The organism is Blastococcus sp. SYSU DS0616 (assembly GCF_054051015.1).
In genome coordinates this window covers 79,330-95,148 of sequence record NZ_JBJHAJ010000016.1, presented here as the reverse complement: position 1 = coordinate 95,148, position 15,819 = coordinate 79,330, and the positions used below count along the sequence as shown (strand labels likewise).

The 15,819-nt window shown below is 73.9% G+C and carries 16 protein-coding genes; 10 read left to right on the top strand and 6 right to left on the bottom strand.

Annotation, left to right across the window (positions count from 1 at the left end; translation table 11 throughout):
* From ACI79K_RS13515 to glfT1, 4 genes are all read left to right on the top strand, one after another.
* A partial coding sequence (locus ACI79K_RS13515) for an LGFP repeat-containing protein (RefSeq protein ID WP_456599951.1) occupies positions 1-727 on the top strand: 727 nt, incomplete at its 5' end.
* Positions 728-827: 100 nt separating this feature from the next.
* On the top strand, positions 828-1,661 hold the full coding sequence (gene wzm, locus ACI79K_RS13510) for a galactan export ABC transporter permease subunit Wzm/RfbD (RefSeq protein WP_456599950.1): 834 nt from the start codon (positions 828-830) through the stop codon (positions 1,659-1,661).
* Positions 1,658-2,428 carry a galactan export ABC transporter ATP-binding subunit Wzt/RfbE gene (wzt, locus tag ACI79K_RS13505; RefSeq protein ID WP_456589955.1) on the top strand — a complete coding sequence of 257 codons (771 nt, stop codon included), beginning with the start codon at positions 1,658-1,660 and terminating at the stop codon, positions 2,426-2,428. The genes wzm and wzt overlap by 4 nt, the downstream gene beginning before the upstream one ends.
* Complete coding sequence (glfT1, locus tag ACI79K_RS13500; RefSeq protein ID WP_456599949.1) at positions 2,425-3,330, top strand: galactofuranosyltransferase GlfT1; 906 nt, start codon at positions 2,425-2,427, stop codon at positions 3,328-3,330. Before wzt ends, glfT1 begins: the two co-directional genes overlap by 4 nt.
* Here the strand turns inward: glfT1 and ACI79K_RS13495 are convergent.
* Both ACI79K_RS13495 and glf read right to left on the bottom strand, forming a co-directional pair.
* Positions 3,314-5,263 (bottom strand): glycosyltransferase, encoded by a 1,950-nt coding sequence (locus tag ACI79K_RS13495; protein ID WP_456589953.1) that lies wholly within the window; start codon positions 5,261-5,263, stop codon positions 3,314-3,316. The genes glfT1 and ACI79K_RS13495 overlap by 17 nt on opposite strands.
* 7 nt (positions 5,264-5,270) lie before the next feature.
* Positions 5,271-6,458 (bottom strand): UDP-galactopyranose mutase, encoded by a 1,188-nt coding sequence (gene glf, locus ACI79K_RS13490; RefSeq protein WP_456589952.1) that lies wholly within the window; start codon positions 6,456-6,458, stop codon positions 5,271-5,273.
* A gap of 160 nt (positions 6,459-6,618) precedes the next feature.
* Here glf and ACI79K_RS13485 point away from each other — a divergent pair, with 160 nt between their 5' ends.
* The 4 genes from ACI79K_RS13485 (at position 6,619) to ACI79K_RS13470 (ending at position 10,407) form a co-directional block, all read left to right on the top strand.
* Positions 6,619-7,563, top strand: coding sequence for a glycosyltransferase (locus ACI79K_RS13485; RefSeq protein ID WP_456589951.1), 945 nt, complete (start codon positions 6,619-6,621; stop codon positions 7,561-7,563).
* A gap of 1 nt (position 7,564) precedes the next feature.
* Positions 7,565-8,665: a mannose-1-phosphate guanylyltransferase gene (locus ACI79K_RS13480; protein ID WP_456599948.1), complete on the top strand. Its 1,101-nt coding sequence runs from the start codon at positions 7,565-7,567 to the stop codon at positions 8,663-8,665.
* 21 nt (positions 8,666-8,686) lie between these two features.
* Complete coding sequence (locus ACI79K_RS13475) at positions 8,687-9,457, top strand: SDR family NAD(P)-dependent oxidoreductase (protein WP_456589949.1); 771 nt, start codon at positions 8,687-8,689, stop codon at positions 9,455-9,457.
* Between the two features lie 83 nt (positions 9,458-9,540).
* Complete coding sequence (locus tag ACI79K_RS13470) at positions 9,541-10,407, top strand: DNA-3-methyladenine glycosylase family protein (RefSeq protein ID WP_456599947.1); 867 nt, start codon at positions 9,541-9,543, stop codon at positions 10,405-10,407.
* Here ACI79K_RS13470 and rfbA read toward each other — a convergent pair.
* From rfbA to cofD, 3 genes are read right to left on the bottom strand one after another with little or no spacing between them, the layout of a single operon-like run.
* Positions 10,404-11,270 carry a glucose-1-phosphate thymidylyltransferase RfbA gene (gene rfbA / locus ACI79K_RS13465; RefSeq protein WP_456599946.1) on the bottom strand — a complete coding sequence of 289 codons (867 nt, stop codon included), beginning with the start codon at positions 11,268-11,270 and terminating at the stop codon, positions 10,404-10,406. The two genes, ACI79K_RS13470 and rfbA, sit on opposite strands and share 4 nt — an antisense overlap.
* A 29-nt stretch (positions 11,271-11,299) precedes the next feature.
* Positions 11,300-12,352, bottom strand: coding sequence for a coenzyme F420-0:L-glutamate ligase (locus ACI79K_RS13460; RefSeq protein ID WP_456599945.1), 1,053 nt, complete (start codon positions 12,350-12,352; stop codon positions 11,300-11,302).
* A gap of 58 nt (positions 12,353-12,410) precedes the next feature.
* Entirely contained in the window at positions 12,411-13,367 is a 957-nt protein-coding gene (cofD, locus tag ACI79K_RS13455) for a 2-phospho-L-lactate transferase (RefSeq protein ID WP_456599944.1), read from the bottom strand.
* Between the two features lie 373 nt (positions 13,368-13,740).
* Between cofD and ACI79K_RS13450 the strand changes: the two genes are divergently transcribed.
* Positions 13,741-13,971: a WhiB family transcriptional regulator gene (locus ACI79K_RS13450; RefSeq protein ID WP_456589959.1), complete on the top strand. Its 231-nt coding sequence runs from the start codon at positions 13,741-13,743 to the stop codon at positions 13,969-13,971.
* Between the two features lie 127 nt (positions 13,972-14,098).
* On the top strand, positions 14,099-14,911 hold the full coding sequence (locus ACI79K_RS13445; protein ID WP_456599943.1) for a GNAT family N-acetyltransferase: 813 nt from the start codon (positions 14,099-14,101) through the stop codon (positions 14,909-14,911).
* 3 nt (positions 14,912-14,914) lie between these two features.
* On the opposite strand, the gene ACI79K_RS13440 is transcribed toward ACI79K_RS13445, so the two are convergent.
* Positions 14,915-15,814, bottom strand: a complete 900-nt coding sequence (locus ACI79K_RS13440; protein WP_456599942.1) for a hypothetical protein — start codon at positions 15,812-15,814, stop codon at positions 14,915-14,917.
* Positions 15,815-15,819 lie beyond the last annotated feature (5 nt).

Here is a 15,819-nt window from a genome sequence, read left to right as displayed (position 1 = left end):
GCTGGGGTACCCGACCGGGGACGATCAGCCGACGGCGGATCGGCGTGGCTACATGACGCCGTTCCAGGGTGGGGAGATCCACTGGTCGGCGCAGACCGGTGCGCAGGTGGTGCGGGGCGCGATCCTGGACACCTGGAAGCGGGCCGGCGGTTCGGGTGGCTACCTGGGCTTCCCGACGACCAGCGATGCCCCGGCCGGGCGCGGTGGGTACGTGGTGGAGTTCCAGAGCGGCTCGCTGTACTGGGGGCCGAGCACGGGGACGAAGGTGGTGCGGGGCGCGATCCTGGCCGCGTACAAGGCGGCCGGTGGTCCGGCTGCGCTGGGGTACCCGACCGGGGACGATCAGCCGACGGCGGATCGGCGTGGCTACATGACGCCGTTCCAGGGTGGGGAGATCCACTGGTCGGCGCAGACCGGTGCGCAGGTGGTGCGGGGCGCGATCCTGTACACCTGGAAGCAGGCGGGCGGAACGGGTGGCTACCTGGGCTTCCCGACGACCAGCGACGCCCCCGCGCCGGGCGGTCAGGGCTACCAGACTTCTTTCCAGGGCGGCACCATCTACTGGTCCGCAACCACCCAGGCGCGGGTGCTGAGGACCGAGCTGAACGCCGCCTACCTCGCGCAGGGCGGCACGACCGGGCCGCTGGGGTACCCGATCTCCGACACCGTCGTCGTGGGGGCGCAGCAGCGGGCCGAGTTCCAGAACGGGGTGCTCACGGCGCCGTAGCGACAGGCGCGGGGCCGGCGGGACGGGTGTGACGAACAGGTCCCGTCGGCCTCGCGAGCCGACGCCGTTCCGCTCCGGTGCGCAGGTACCGTGACTGCTCGTGACAGTGGCACAACCGACCGGGCGGACTCTGTCTGCCGCCGTTGCCGATCTCCGGCGCGGGTGGGAGCAGCGGCCGCTGTGGGGCTACCTCGGTTGGCAGGACATCCGGCAGCGCTACCGGCGCTCGGTCCTCGGGCCGGTCTGGATCACCATCAGCATGGCCGTCACGGCCGTCGCGCTCGGGATCCTCTACTCGGGGCTGTTCGACATCCCGCTGGAGCGGTTGCTGCCGCACGTGCTCGTGGGCTTCATCGTGTGGGGCTTCATCAGCGGCTGCATCACCGAGGGGTCGGAGGTGTTCATCGCCAACGAGGGCCTGATCAAGCACCTCCCGGCACCGCTGTCCACCCACGTGTACCGGCTGATCTGGCGGCAGACGCTCTTCCTCGCCCACAACCTGATCGTCTACCTGGTCATGCTGCTGTTCTTCCCGCAGCCGCTGCACTGGACGGTGCTCGCCGTCGTGCCGGCCTTCGTGCTGCTCGCCCTCAACGGCGCCTGGGTCGCCCTCGCCGTCGGCGTCGTCACGGCGCGGTTCCGCGACATCCTGCCGATCACCCAGAGCATCGTCCAGCTGATGTTCTTCCTCACGCCGATCGTCTGGATCTACGACGAGCTGATCAACAGCCCCAACCCCGCCATCGCCGAGCGGGCCAGGCTGGCCGAGTTCAACCCCTTCCTGCACTTTCTCGAGATCGTCCGCCGTCCGCTGCTCGGTCAGGACCAGCAGCTGCGGTACTGGCTGGTCGTCCTCGCCATCACCGTGGTCGGCTGGGCGCTGACGATGTTCGTGCTGCGCCGCTACCGGTCCCGCGTCTCCTATTGGGTGTGAGCGTGTCCCAGATCAAACCCGGCCCGGTCAGCATCGTCACGAAGGACGCCTGCGTCGACTTCCCGATCTTCGACGCGAAGAGCCGGTCGCTGAAGAACACCGTCATGGGCGTGGTCGGCGGGCACATCGACAGCGCCGCCAAGGTGCCCGTCATCGAGGCCCTCCGCGACATCACCGTCACCCTCGAGCACGGCGCCCGCGTCGGGCTCGTCGGCCACAACGGGGCCGGCAAGTCCACCCTGCTGCGACTGCTGTCGGGCATCTACGAACCGACCCGTGGTGTCGCCGAGGTCCGGGGGCGCGTGGCGCCGGTCTTCGACCTCGGGGTAGGCATGGACCCGGAGATCTCCGGGCTCGAGAACATCATGGTCCGCGGCCTCTTCCTGGGCATGACGCGCAAGCAGATGGAGGCCCGGGTCGACGACATCGCCGACTTCACCGAGCTCGGCGACTTCCTCCGCATGCCGCTGCGCACGTACTCCACTGGTATGCGGGTGCGCCTGGCTCTCGGGGTCGTCACGAGCATCGACCCGGAGATCCTGCTGCTCGACGAGGGCATCGGTGCGGTGGACGCGGCCTTCCTGGAGAAGAGCAAGCAGCGGCTGGTGCAGCTGGTGGAGCGTTCCGGTCTGCTGGTCTTCGCCTCGCACTCCGACGAGTTCCTCCGCGAGCTCTGCGACACCGCGATCTGGATGGAGCACGGCCAGATCAAGCAGCAGGGGCAGCTGGACGACGTCCTGCGGGCCTACAAGGGGCAGCGGGCATGACGGCCGGGTCCGGGACGGAGAAGGTCGTCGCCGTCGTCGTCACGCGGCACCGGCCCGAGCTGCTGGCCGAGAGCCTGGCCGCGCTGGCGGGCCAGCGCCGGCCGGTCGACCACGTCGTGGTCGTCGACAACGGGCCCGACCGGGCCGTGGCGGAGGTCGTGCGCGCCAGCGGGCTGCCGGCGACCTACCTGCCCAGCGAGCGCAACCTGGGCGGGGCCGGCGGCTTCGCGCTCGGCATGCTGCACGCCCTGGCGCTGGGGGCCGACTGGGTGTGGTGCGCCGACGACGACGGCCGCCCGGCGGACGGCACCGTGCTGGACACGCTGATGAACACGGCTCACGAGCACGGGCTGGCCGAGGTGTCGCCGTTGGTGACCGACCTCGCCGACCCGGAGAGGCTGGCGTTCCCGCTGCGCCGGGGGCTGCGGTGGCGACGCCGCCGCAGCGACTTCGACGGCATCGAGGTGCTGCCCCGCTACGCCTCGCTCTTCAACGGCGCGCTGTTCCGGGCCGAGGCGCTGGACGTGGTGGGCGTGCCCGACTACCGGCTGTTCTTCCGCGGCGACGAGACGGAGATCCACCGTCGCCTGCTCCGCTCGGGGCTGCCGTTCGGCACCTGCACCGCCGCGGCCTACCTGCACCCCGAGGGAACGACGGAGTTCGTCCCCATCCTGCGCGGGAAGCTCTCCGCGCAGTACCCGGGCAACGAGGTCAAGCGGTACTTCACCTACCGCAACCGCGGGTACCTGATGGCTCAGCCGGGGATGCGCTGGCTGCGCCCGCTGGAGACCGTGCGCTTCGGCTGGTTCTTCCTGGTGTCGCGCCGCGACCCGGGTGGGTGGCGCGAATGGCGCCGCCTCACCCGGGCCGGCCGGCGGGAGGAGCTCACGCGCCCGGCGTGAACTCCCCGTCGAACGCCTTCGACCAGCTCTGCTGGCTGGTCAGCTGCTCCATGTGCGCCCGGTACTGCTTGGACAGCCGGGGGAACTCGCGGTAGAGCTTGACGTGCACCCGGATCGAGTGCCGCAGCATCTGCCAGAACGTCCCCGGCTCCCGGCGGCGGAAGGTGACCCCGCGACCGTCCGCGGTCCCGACCGTCGCGCTGTCGAGCCGGGCGAGCAGGAACCAGCGGGCGTCCTGCGCCGAGATGTTCATCTGCGGGCGCTCGGCGGCGTCCGGCTTCGGCCTGCGCAGGTTGTGGGCGAGCGCCGCGGCCAGGGTGCGGGTGATGGTCGTCGGCGTCGTCGGCGGCTTCATGAACCGCTCGGCCTTCGTCGGGCTCATCGAGGGCAGGGGCAGGTCGGACGAGGAGCCGATGACCTGGCCGTCGGGGTAGTCGCCCTGGTGCCGCAGCGCCGTCGGCAGGGCCGTGGGCAGCAGCGGGAAGAGCCGGTCGGGGCCGGCGAGGAAGTCGTCGTACGCCCGGTGGTGCAGCGCCGCGGTGGCGTACTGCAGCATGATCAGGAACTTCAGGTCGAACTTGAAGGTGTCCCGCAGCAGCGTGCCACCCCGCTTGTACTGGCTGTGCAGCGCCGCGGCGACCAGCCGGTTCCGGGTGTGGAAGTAGGCCTGCCACCCCGCGGTGTCGTCCTTGTCGCTCCAGGACAGGTGCCACACCGCCGCGCCCGGCAGCGTCGCGGTCGGGTAGCCGTGCTCTCCGGCGCGGATGCCGTACTCGGCGTCGTCCCACTTGATGAAGACCGGCAGAGCGAAGCCCAGCTCCTGCATGACCTGGCGCGGGATCAGGCACATCCACCACCCGGTGTAGTCCACGTCGATCCGCCGGTGCAGGGCGGGAGTCGACCGCAGGCTCCGCCTGGCGAAGTCGTGGGCGTACTCGGTGTTGGGTGCCGCACGCCAGAAGAACTTGTCCGGCGCGACGACCTCGCCCATGGTGTGCAGCACCGAGCGGTCCTGCAGGGCCAGCATCTGGCCGCCCACCAGCATCGGCTTCTTGGTGAAGCGGGCGAAGGCGAACATCCGCGCGATGCTGTCGGGTTCGAGCTGCACGTCGTCGTCGAGCAGGATGTGGTGCGTCGCGTCCGTGGAGGTCAGCGCCTCGTGCATGGTGCGGGAGAACCCGCCGCTGCCGCCGAGGTTGGGCTGCTCGACCAGCAGCAGCCGGTCGCCCAGGGCGGCGGCCGCGTCGGCGAAGCCGCCCGCGTCGCGGACCTTCTTGGTGCCCTGGTCGGCGACGATGACGCGCGAGATCAGCCCGTCGACGACGGGGTCGCCGGCGAGCGCGGCGAGCGCGGAGACACAGTCGTCGGGCCGGTTGAAGGTGCAGATGCCGATCGACAGGCGCGTCTCGTGGGCCGGCTCGCGCGCGGCGGACCAGTCGGCCTCGTGCACCGTCACCGGCGCGTCGTCGGCGGTGACGTCGAACCAGTACCAGCCGCCGTCTTCGAACGGGGTGAGCTCCAGCTCGAACTCGAGCGCCCGGTCCTCGCCCGTGGTCGTCGTGCCGGTGACGTGGATGATGCTGCCGTCGGCCTTGGAGCGGTAGACGTCGACGCGGCCGGGGCCGGAGAGCCGCATGCGCAGGATGACCTGCTCCAGGACCGTCCAGCGGCGCCAGTAGCTCGCCGGGAAGGCGTTGAAGTAGGTCGCGAAGGAGACCTCGCTGCCCGCGGCCACGGTCGCGTCCGAGCGGGTGGTGGACTTGACCCGCTTGTTCCGCTCCTCGTCGACGTAGAGGCTGCGGACCTTCAGCGGGTCACCCGGGCGCGGCATGATGACGCGCTGGAGGAGCGTGACGGCCTTGCCCTCGGCCAGATCCGCGGCGGTCGGTTCGCTGACCCGCTCCGGGGACACCGTCTGATGTGTTGTCGTCATGTGGTGCTCAGTCCTCCAGGCGGCCGTCGAGGGCGCCGCCCTGGTCGAAGAAGGGGCGGATGCGGTTGTCGAACATGGTCAGCGCCGACCCGATGGCCATGTGCATGTCCAGGTACTTGTAGGTGCCCAGCCGACCGCCGAAGAGAACGCGCTTCTCGGCGGCCTCCTTGGCCGCGAGCTCGCGGTAGCGCTCCAGCTTGGCGCGGTCCTCGGGGGTGTTGATCGGGTAGTAGGGCTCGTCGCCGGTCTGCGCGAACCGTGAGAACTCCCGCACGACCACGGTCTTGTCCGTGGGGTAGTCCCGCTCGGGGTGGAAGTGGCGGAACTCGTGGATCCGGGTGAAGGGGACGTCCTCGTCGGCGTAGTTCATGACGGAGGTGCCCTGGAAGTCGCCGATCGGGAGGACCTCGGTCTCGAAGTCCAGCGTCCGCCAGCCCAGTTCCCCGGCCTCGTAGTCGAAGTACTTGTCGATCGGCCCGGTGAACACGGTGGGGACGTCACGGGGCAGCTCGTCGCGGACGTCGAAGTAGTCGGTGTTCAGCCGCACCTCGATGTTCGGGTGGTCGGCCATCCGCTGGAGCCAGGCCGTGTACCCGTCCTTGGGCAGGCCCTCGTACGCGTCGTTGAAGTACCGGTTGTCGAAGGTGTACCGCACCGGCAGACGGGCGATGACGGCGGCGGGCAGCTCGGTCGGGTCGGTCTGCCACTGCTTCTTCGTGTAGCCGCGGATGAACGCCTCGTACAGCGGGCGGCCGATCAGCGAGATCGCCTTCTCCTCGAGGTTCTTCGCCTCGCCGGTGTCGAACTCGCCGGCCTGCTCCGCCACGAGGGCCCGCGCCTCGGAGGGGGAGAAGCTCTTGCCGAAGTACTGGCAGATGGTGGCCAGGTTCATCGGGAGGGAGTAGGTCTGGCCCTGGTAGATCGAGTAGACCTTGTGCTGGTAGTTCGTGAACTCGGTGAACCGGTTGACGTACTGCCAGACCCGCTCGTTGGACGTGTGGAACAGGTGGGCGCCGTAGACGTGCACCTCGATGCCGGTCTCCGGCTCGGGCGCGGAGTAGGCGTTGCCGCCGATGTGGTCGCGGCGGTCGATGACCAGCACTCGCTTGTCGAGCTGGCTGGCCACCCGCTCTGCGACGGTGAGGCCGAAGAAGCCGGAGCCGACGACGACGAGGTCAGGTCCTGTGGTGGTCACGGGTCTCGACGGTACCTGTCGGTCCGGAGGGGCACGACCACGGAGCGGCGGTTTCCCGGCCGTAGCGACCCGTTCCGTCACACTGACCACACGCACCCCGGAGACCGCTCCGCGGCGCGCATCCGCGCTCGCCCGCGGTCAGTGCCTAGGGTGGTCCTCCGTGTCGTCTGCCTCCGGCTCGTCGCCCCTGCGCGTCGTCGCCGTCACCTACTCGCCGGGCGCGGCGCTCGAGGACTTCGTGGCGTCGCTGGCGGGTGCCACCACACGGCCGGTCGAGGTGGTGCTGGCCGACAACGGCTCGACCGACGGGGCACCGGAGCGCGCCGCGGCCCGGTACCCGCACGTACGCGTGCTGCGCACCGGCGGGAACATCGGCTACGGGGCAGCGGCGAACGCCGGGCTCGCCGACGCCCGCAGCGGACGGGCGCTGATCGCCAACCCCGACCTGCGCTTCTCGCCCGGGTCGGTGGACGAACTGCTCGCCGCGGCCGACCGCTGGCCGCGGGCGGCCACGCTCGGGCCGGCGATCATGACGCCGGCGGGTGAGCTGTACCCCTCGGCCCGCGACCTGCCGCGGCTGTCCACCGGCGCGGGGCACGCCCTGCTGGGCTGGGCCTGGCCGGGCAACCCGTGGACCGCCCGCTACCGGCGCGAGCGCGAAGCCCCCCGGGAGCGGCCCGCCGGCTGGCTCAGCGGCTCCTGCCTGCTCGTCGACCTCGAGGCGTTCTGGTCGGTGGGCGGGTTCGACCCCGGCTACTTCATGTACTTCGAGGACGTCGACCTCGCGGAGCGGCTCACCCGCGCCGGGTGGCTGCACGTCTACGTGCCCACGGCCGTCGTCGAGCACGAGGGCGGGCACGCGACCCGGCGGGAGCCGCACCGGATGCAGCGGGTGCACCACACCAGCGCGCTGCGGTACCTCTCCGGGCAGTACCCACGCCGGCGGCACGCCCCGCTGCGCGCCGCCCTCCGCGCCGGTCTCGGCGGCCGGATGCTGGTCTCCTACGCCAGCGGGCGCGTCGCGGCCGGCGCCCGGTTCCAGCGCCGGGCCCGCGACCTGGCAGCCGTGCCCGACCCGCGGCGCACCGGCGCCGAGGGGGGCTGACGTGCGCCACGCGGTGATCATGGCCGGCGGCTCGGGCACGCGGCTGTGGCCGTTGTCGCGGGAAGGCCGGCCCAAGCAGCTGCTCGACGTCGTCGCCGGCCCGGACGGTGCGCCGCGGAGCCTGCTGGCGGAGGCCTGGGACCGGCTGCGCGCGGTGCTGCCCGCGGAGCGCATCTGGGTGTGCACCGCGGCCCGTTACGCCGGGCAGGTCCGGGCCGCGCTGCCGGAGCTGCGGGCCGACCGGCTGGTGCTCGAGCCGGTCGCCCGCGACACCGCGAACGCCGTCGGGCTGACGGCGGCGCTGGTCGCGGACGTCGACCCGGACGCCGAGCTCGCCGTCGTCAGCGCCGACCACGTGATCCGGCCGGTGGAGCGCTTCGCCGACGCGCTGCGCACCGCCTACGACGCCCTCGCCACCCGCCCCCGGTCGCTGGTCACCCTCGGCATCCGGCCCACCGCGCCGGCCACCGGGTTCGGCTACGTGCAGCGTGGCGCGCCCACCGGGCAGCCGGGCGTGGCCGAGGCGGCGTCGTTCCGGGAGAAGCCCGACCGCGCCACCGCCGAGCAGTACCTGGCGTCCGGGCAGTACCTGTGGAACTCGGGCATGTTCGTCTGGCGCGCCCGCACGGTGCTCGACGCCCTGGCCGAACACCTCCCCGCGTCGGCGGAGGGGCTCGCCCGGATCGTCGCGGCGCCCGCCGGGCCGGGCCGGGACGCGGTGCTGGCCGACGTCTTCCCGACCCTGCCGAAGATCAGCGTCGACTACGCCGTCCTCGAGCCGGCCGCCGCCGAGCCCGGACGGGTGCTCGTGGTCGACCTGGACGTGGCCTGGCTGGACGTCGGCTCGTGGCCGGCGCTGGCGCACACGCTGGACCACGACGGCGCGGGCAACGCCGTCCGCGGCCTCGCCGTCGTGCTCGACGGGGCGGGGAACATCGTGTTCAGCGACGACCCGCGGCACCTGGTCGCCCTCGTGGGCGTGCGGGACAGCGTCGTGGTGCACACCGCCGACGTCACCATGGTCTGCCCGGTCGCCGACGCCGAGCGGGTGAAGCAGCTGCTCGCCGCGGTGCAGGAGAGCCACGGCGGCCGTTTCGCCTGAGCTCGTGATTGGCTGCGGGGCATGAAGAACTTCGACGTCGCAGCAGTGGTCAGCGGGGGCGCCTCCGGGCTCGGGGAGGCCACCACCCGGGCGCTGGCCGCCCGTGGGGCCGCGGTCACCATCATGGACCTGAACGAGGAGCGCGGGCAGGCGCTCGCCGCCGAGCTGGGCGGGCACACCACGTTCGTCCGCACAGACGTGACCGACGAGGCCTCGGTGCAGGCCGCGGTCGCCGAGGCCACCGGCAAGGACCGCCCGCTGCGGATCGCGGTCAGCTGCGCCGGCATCGGGCTGGCCCAGCGCACGGTGGGCCGCAACGGCGAGCCGCACGAACTCGGCGGGTTCCAGAAGGTGCTGGCCGTCAACCTGGTCGGCACGTTCAACGTCCTGCGCCTGGCCGCGGCGGCGATGTCGCAGACCGAGCCGGGGGAGGAGGGCGAGCGCGGCGTCGTCGTCAACACCGCCTCCATCGCCGCCTTCGACGGCCAGATCGGCCAGCTGGCGTACTCGGCGTCGAAGGGCGGTGTCGTCGGCATGACCCTGCCCGCGGCCCGCGACCTGTCCAGCGTGGGCGTCCGCGTCTGCACCATCGCCCCCGGGCTGGTGGACACGCCCCTGCTGGGCTCGCTCCCCGAGGAGGCGCGGGCCGCCCTCTCGGCGGGCATACCCTTCCCCAAGCGGCTCGGCCGCCCGGCCGACTTCGCCGAGCTGGCGCTCGCGATCGTCGAGAACGGCTACCTCAACGGCGAGGTCGTCCGGATGGACGGCGCGCTGCGCATGGCACCCCGCTGACCTTCCCCCCGGAGCACCTGCTGAGCACCGCCCTGGACGCCCCCGCCTACGCGGCGGTGTGGACGCCGGACTGGCCCCTCGACGTGGGCCGGACCCTGGCTCCGCACCGCCGCGGGCCGGGCGACCCCGCGCTGCGGCTGGCCGACACCGGGTTCTGGCGCACGACGTCGACCCCGGCGGGCGCGGCCACGGTGCGGCTGGTCCGCACGGCCGCGGGGGTGGCCATCAGCGCGTGGGGCCCCGGTGCGGAGTGCGCGGGGGTCGCCGTGCCCGAGTGGCTGGGCGCCGCCGACCGCCCCGAGCAGTTCCGCCCCGGCGAGCACCCGACGGTGGCCGAGCTGCACCGCACGACGCCGTGGCTGCGGCTGGGGCGGACCGGTCGCACCTGGGACGCGCTCGTCCCGGCGGTGCTGGAGCAGAAGGTGACCGTCGTCGAGGCCCACCGGGTGTGGCGGGAGCTGCTCCGGCTGGCGGGCGAGCCCGCGCCCGGCCCCGCACCCGAGGGGATGCACGTGGTGCCCTCGGCGCAGCGCGTGCTCGAGGTGACCGACTGGGAGTGGCACCGCTGCGGGCTCGACGGTGCGCGCCGCCGGGCGCTGCGCGCCGCCGCGACGGTGGCCGCCGCCCTGGAGCCCGAGCGGGCCGGGGACTCCGGCGGTCTGCAGCAGCGCCTGCGCTCGATCCCCGGCATCGGCATCTGGACGGCGGCCGAGGTGGCGCAGCGGGTCCACGGTGACCCGGACGCCGTCAGCGTGGGTGACTTCCACCTGAAGAACCTGGTGGGCTACGCGCTCACCGGCCGCCGGAACACCGACGACGAGGGCATGCTCGAGCTGCTGGAGCCGTGGCGGGGGCACCGGCAGCGGGTGGTGCGCCTGCTGCTGGCCGGCGGCCCCCGGCGGCCGCGGCGCGGGCCCCGGTTCGCCCCGGTGGACAACCGGCGCCGTTAGCGCTCGGCGAGCAGGCCGAGCAGGTAGGCGCCGTAGCCGCTCTTCCCCAGCGGCTCGGCGATGGCGCGCAGCCCCTCGTCGTCCAGCCAGCCGTTGCGCCAGGCCACCTCCTCGATGCAGCCGATCTTCAGGCCCTGGCGCTCCTCGACCACGGAGACGAACTCGGTCGCCTGGCGCAGCGAGGCGAAGGTGCCGGTGTCCAGCCAGGCGGTGCCGCGGTCCAGCGAGGTGACGGTCAGCCGGCCCTCCCGCAGGTAGTGCTCGTTGACCGCGGTGATCTCCAGCTCGCCCCGCGCGCTCGGGGTGATGCCGCGGGCCACCTCGACGACGTCCCCGGCGTAGAAGTACAGCCCGGGGACGGCGTAGGCGCTCTTCGGGCGCACCGGCTTCTCCTCGATCGAGAGCACCCGGCCGGCGTCGTCGAACTCCACGACGCCGTAGTCCCGCGGATTGGCCACGTGGTAGGCGAACACGTGCCCACCGGCGGGCACGGGCAGCCGGGACAGCGCGGTGCCCAGGCCGGCGCCGTAGAAGATGTTGTCGCCGAGGACCAGGGCCGCGGCCTCGCCGCCGAGGAACTCCGCCCCGATGAGGAACGCCTGGGCCAGGCCCTCGGGTCGCGGCTGGGCCGCGTACTCGATCCGCATGCCCAGCCGGCTGCCGTCACCGAGGAGGGCGCGGAACGCCGCCTGGTCCGCCGGGGTCGTGATGACCAGCACCTCGCGGATCCCCGCCATCATCAGCGTGGAGAGCGGGTAGTAGATCATCGGTTTGTCGTAGACCGGCATGAGCTGCTTGCTCACCGCCTGGGTGATGGGGAACAGACGGCTCCCCGTGCCACCGGCCAGGATGATCCCGCGCATGGGGACGAACCGTACCGAGCGCTCCGGCTCTACAGCGCCGGACCGCCCAGCCACAGCCTCCCGACGAGTGAGGTCCCTCCGGGGGAGCCGACCGGCTCCCACCGCGTCGACCAGCCCATGGCGTGCAGCTGCACGAGCGCGGCGCCGATCACCGCGCCGAGGTTCAGCGCGGTGGTGAGGGTGACGGTGTCGGACAGGTGGAGGTCGACGACGCCGTCGCCGTCGCCGCCGTGGCGCAGCACGACCGGGAACTCCGGGAGGGCGGCGGCCGCGACGCGGAACGCCTCTGCGACGGCGCCGAGCTCGCCGGGCCGGGGCACGAGGTCGGTCGCGGGGGAGCGGGACGCCACCACGTCGCGCGACCCGTAGGGGAAGAGGTCCTCGCCGGGCAGCCGCACCAGCGGCCGCGTGCCCTCGTCGGCGTCGTCGGCCGGCCGTCGCGCCGGCAGCCCGCGGACGACCGCGACCGGAACGCCGGCCAGCTTGCCCTTCACCAGGTCCGCGGCGGAGGCGAGCTCGTCGACGACGGCGACCCGGGTGGTCTCCAGCCGGTTGCCGTGGGCGTCCAACGCCCCGCGGAGGTCCTCGAGCGCGACGATCCCGGCGGCCCCGACCGCGACGTCGGTGAGCCCCTCGCGCCAGGTCCGGCCGAAGGTGTCGCTGACCACCACCGCGACCTCCACCCCGGCCAGCTCCCGCAGCCGGGCCCGCAGCCGCCGGGCGGAGGCGTCGGCGTCCTCGGGCAGCAGGACCAGCGAGTCGGCGGAGACGTTCGAGGCGTCGATGCCGGCGGCGGCGACGACCCAGCCCTGCCGGGTCTGCACGATCTTCAGCGGCCCGCGGCGGGCGACCACCCGCACCGTCTCCGCATCGATCGCCCGCTGGCGGGCGGCCTCCCGGTCGGTCCCGGGCTCCAGGCGGACCAGTCGGCCCTCCACCTTCGAGACCACCTTGGAGGTGACCACGACGACGTCGCCGTCGGCGAGCCAGGGCGCGGCGCGCGCGATGGCCGCGGCCAGGTCGTCACCGGCGGCGAACTCCGGCAGCCCGGCGACCGGGTGGATCGAGACACCGGATGGCACGGCCCCGTCCAGAGGCGCGCGGCGATCGTGCGAGCCGTGCGGAGGACGGGGTCCTTCTTCAGGCACAGGCATCGAGCGCGGCGCGGGCCAGGGCCGTGGTGGCCTCGGGGGTGGACATGAGCAGCGGCAGCCGCCGGACGTCGACGCCGGGCACGTCGGCGGGGTCGTCCTCGGCGACCAGCCAGGCGTCGAGCAGCCCACCGTCGGCGCGGGCGCCGTAGTGCCGGCCGACCCCCTCGGCGCTCACCTCGATGCCCAGCACGGGCAGGCAGCGGTCGGCCATGCCGCGCACGACCGCGCCGCCCACGATCGGCGAGACCCCGGCGATCCGGGCCGGTGAGGACCGCAGGGCGTCGCGCAGCCCGGGCACGCCGAGGACCGTGCCGATCGAGACCACGGGGTTGGAGGGGGCGAGCAGGACGGCGTCGGCGGAGGCGAACGCCTCCACGACGCCGGGTGCGGGGCGGGCACCGTCCACGCCCACCTGGACGAAGGCCGAGGGGTCGAGCCCGGCCCCGTGGCGCACCCACCACTCCTGGAAGTGGATCGCGCGCGACCGGCCGTCCTCGGGGTCGGTGACGACGACGTGGGTCTCCACCCGCTGGTCGCTCATCGGCAGCACGGTCACCCCGGGCCGCCAGCGTTCCGCGAGCGCCGCCGTGACCTGCGAGAGCGGGTAGCCGGCGTCGAGCATCCGGGTGCGGATCAGGTGCGTGGCCAGATCGCGGTCACCGAGGCCGAACCAGGCGGGGTCGGCGCCGTAGGCGGCGAGTTCCTCCTTGACCGTCCACGACTCGCCGGCCCGGCCCCAGCCGCGCTCCTCGTCGATGCCGCCGCCGAGGGTGTAGACGACCGTGTCCAGGTCCGGGCAGATGCGCAGCCCGTGCAGCGTCACGTCGTCCCCGGTGTTGACCACGGCCGTGATCTCCGCCTCGGGGGCCGCGGCGCGGACCCCGCGCAGAAATCGAGCCCCTCCGGTCCCACCTGCCAGCACGACGATCTGCACGAAACGCATGGTGCCCGATGAGCACTTGTCGACTGTTCGCCGGGCGTGTCGAGGGCTACCACGAGATGTGACGAAGGCCCCGTGACGGATGGGGCTGGTGTGGCGTGTCGCTTACACCGGGCGAAGTTGACGCCTGGGCAACGACACGCGTGTAATTCCGGCGGTGTCAACGAGTGCTGATCGGCCCGGGAACGTCCTGCCGGCCGCGCACCGGGACGAGAGCGAGAGGGGACGCACCGTCATGGCAGAGGTGTCGTGGTTGAGCGACTACGTCAACGGGTCGGAGCGGTCGGCCGACCGGCTGCCGGTCACCGGGCATGCCACGGGCCAGGCCGTGGGCCAGGGGACGGGGCAGCCGTTCGTCGGCTTCCTCGGCTTCGGGCTGGAGCCGGACACCCAGTCCTGGCAGGAGCAGGCGCTGTGCGCCGAGACCGACCCCGAGGCGTTCTTCCCCGAGAAGGGCGGCTCCACCCGCGAGGCGAAGAAGATCTGCACCGGCTGCGAGGTCAAGGCCGAGTGCCTCGAGTACGCGCTGGCCAACGACGAGCGCTTCGGCATCTGGGGTGGCCTCTCCGAGCGCGAACGACGCCGGCTCCGCCGCCGAGCGGTCTAAGGACCCCCGGAAGGACCCCCTGCTCCCCACCGCTCGCGAGCTCGCGGCGGGTCCCTGCAGGGGCCGATCCAGCACTCTCACCCCAGCCGCCGGCGCCCCTCGCCGGCGGCTGTGGTTCTGTTCGGGCATGGTCGCCCGCGTCGCCCTCGGTCGAGCGCACGTGGTCCACGAGGTCCGGGCCGCGGAGCCGCTGGCGGAGGCGCTGGCTGCGCCGCTGACCGCCCGCGCGCCGTGGCTGACCGCGGTGCTCAACCACGGCGCCGCGCGCCCGCTGCCGACCCGCCCCGCCGCCGTCGTCGTCCCGGGGCACAGCGACGGCACGCCGCGCGCCGCCGCCTTCCTGGAGCTGCGCCGGCGCGGGGTGCTCACCCAGGTGACCGTGCTGGGCCAGGCGACCCGGCCGCTGCCCGGTGGCCGCCCCACCGCGCGCCTGCTGGCCCGTGACGACGAGGCCGCCGGGCACCTCGCCGAAGGGGTGCTCGGCCTCCTGGGCTCGCTGCGCGGACCCTGGGCGCTGCACCTGACCGGGCTCCCCCTGGGTGATCCCACCGCCCGCGCGCTGGCTGCCCGGCTGCCCACCGCCGTCCTGGCCAACGCCCGCACCGCGCTGCTGGTCGACGCGCTCGACCGGGCCGGGCCCGTGGAGCGCACGCACGACCACCGGCACCTCGAGCGCTGGCTCCCCGCGTTCCTCGCCGCCGCGCCCGATCGGCGGGCGCGGGAGTTCCTGCGGGCCGCGGCCCGGCTGCACGCGGCCGTCGGCCGCCTGGAGGTGGCGGTCGTCGCCGAGGGTGACCGGCCGCGTGCCGGGCTGCTCACCCTCGTCGACGGCGGGAACCGCTGGCCGTGGTGGGGCATCGACGGCGACGGCGGTCCCCGCACGGTGATGGGCGCACCGGTGAGCACCCTCTCCGTGCCGGTGCGGCGCTGGCCCCGTTGAGGCTCAGCCGGGGAGGTGGACCCGGCTGCGCTCGGGCAGGAGCGGGGCGCTGCCCGTGCCGAGGCGCAGCTCCCCGGTGGCGGCCCGGGCGCTGTCGGCAGCCGGTGCGCCCTGGGGCACGAGGGTGAGCTCCAGCGGGTAGACCCGGCCGGTCGGCTCCGGGGCCGAGCCGCCCGGCCGGAGGACCGTCGGGGCGCGCCCGCGCACGGTCCACCGCTCGCCGTCGCGGGAGACGACCAGGTCCTCACCCTCGACGACGGCGTGCTCGACGGGCGTGGCGGTGCACCCGGCGGCGACCGGGTCGGCCGGGGCCTCGGCGGCCAGGCAGTTGTAGGTGGGCAGCCGCAGCTCCAGCCGGGCCGTGCCGGCGGAGGTGGTGAGCCGCGCCTCGGGGTAGGCCGCGGTGACGCCCACCGCCCGCGGCTCCAGGACGAGCCCGCCGGCGACCAGGTCGGCGACGAGGGCGTCGGGCGCCCCGGCGTCCGAGGTCGGCGCGGGACCCGGCGTCCCCCGGTCGTCGGTCCCGGGCCCGCCGGCGGAACCGCTCGCCGCGAGCCGGCCGGCCGCGACCGCGGCGGCGGTGCCGACGACCGCCAGGGCGACGACGCAGAGCGCGGCCAGGACGGCGCGGCCCCGCCCGTGGTCCTCGCCGGGAAGAGCGGGCGCCACCGACGGCGGGGCCAGCGTCGCCCAGCCGGCGGGGGACGGCGGCTCCGGCCGGGTGCCCGGTGGGTGCTCGTGGAAGTCGGCCAGGTCGTCGACCGGATCCGGTGCGCCGGTCGCGCGGGACCGGCGCGCCCGGACGACGGCCGTGGCGGCGACCAGGGCCGCCACGGCCAGGACGCCCAGGACGCCCAGGACCACGCCGGTGACCAGCCAGGCGGTGGTGGCGGCGGCGTCCATCCCGT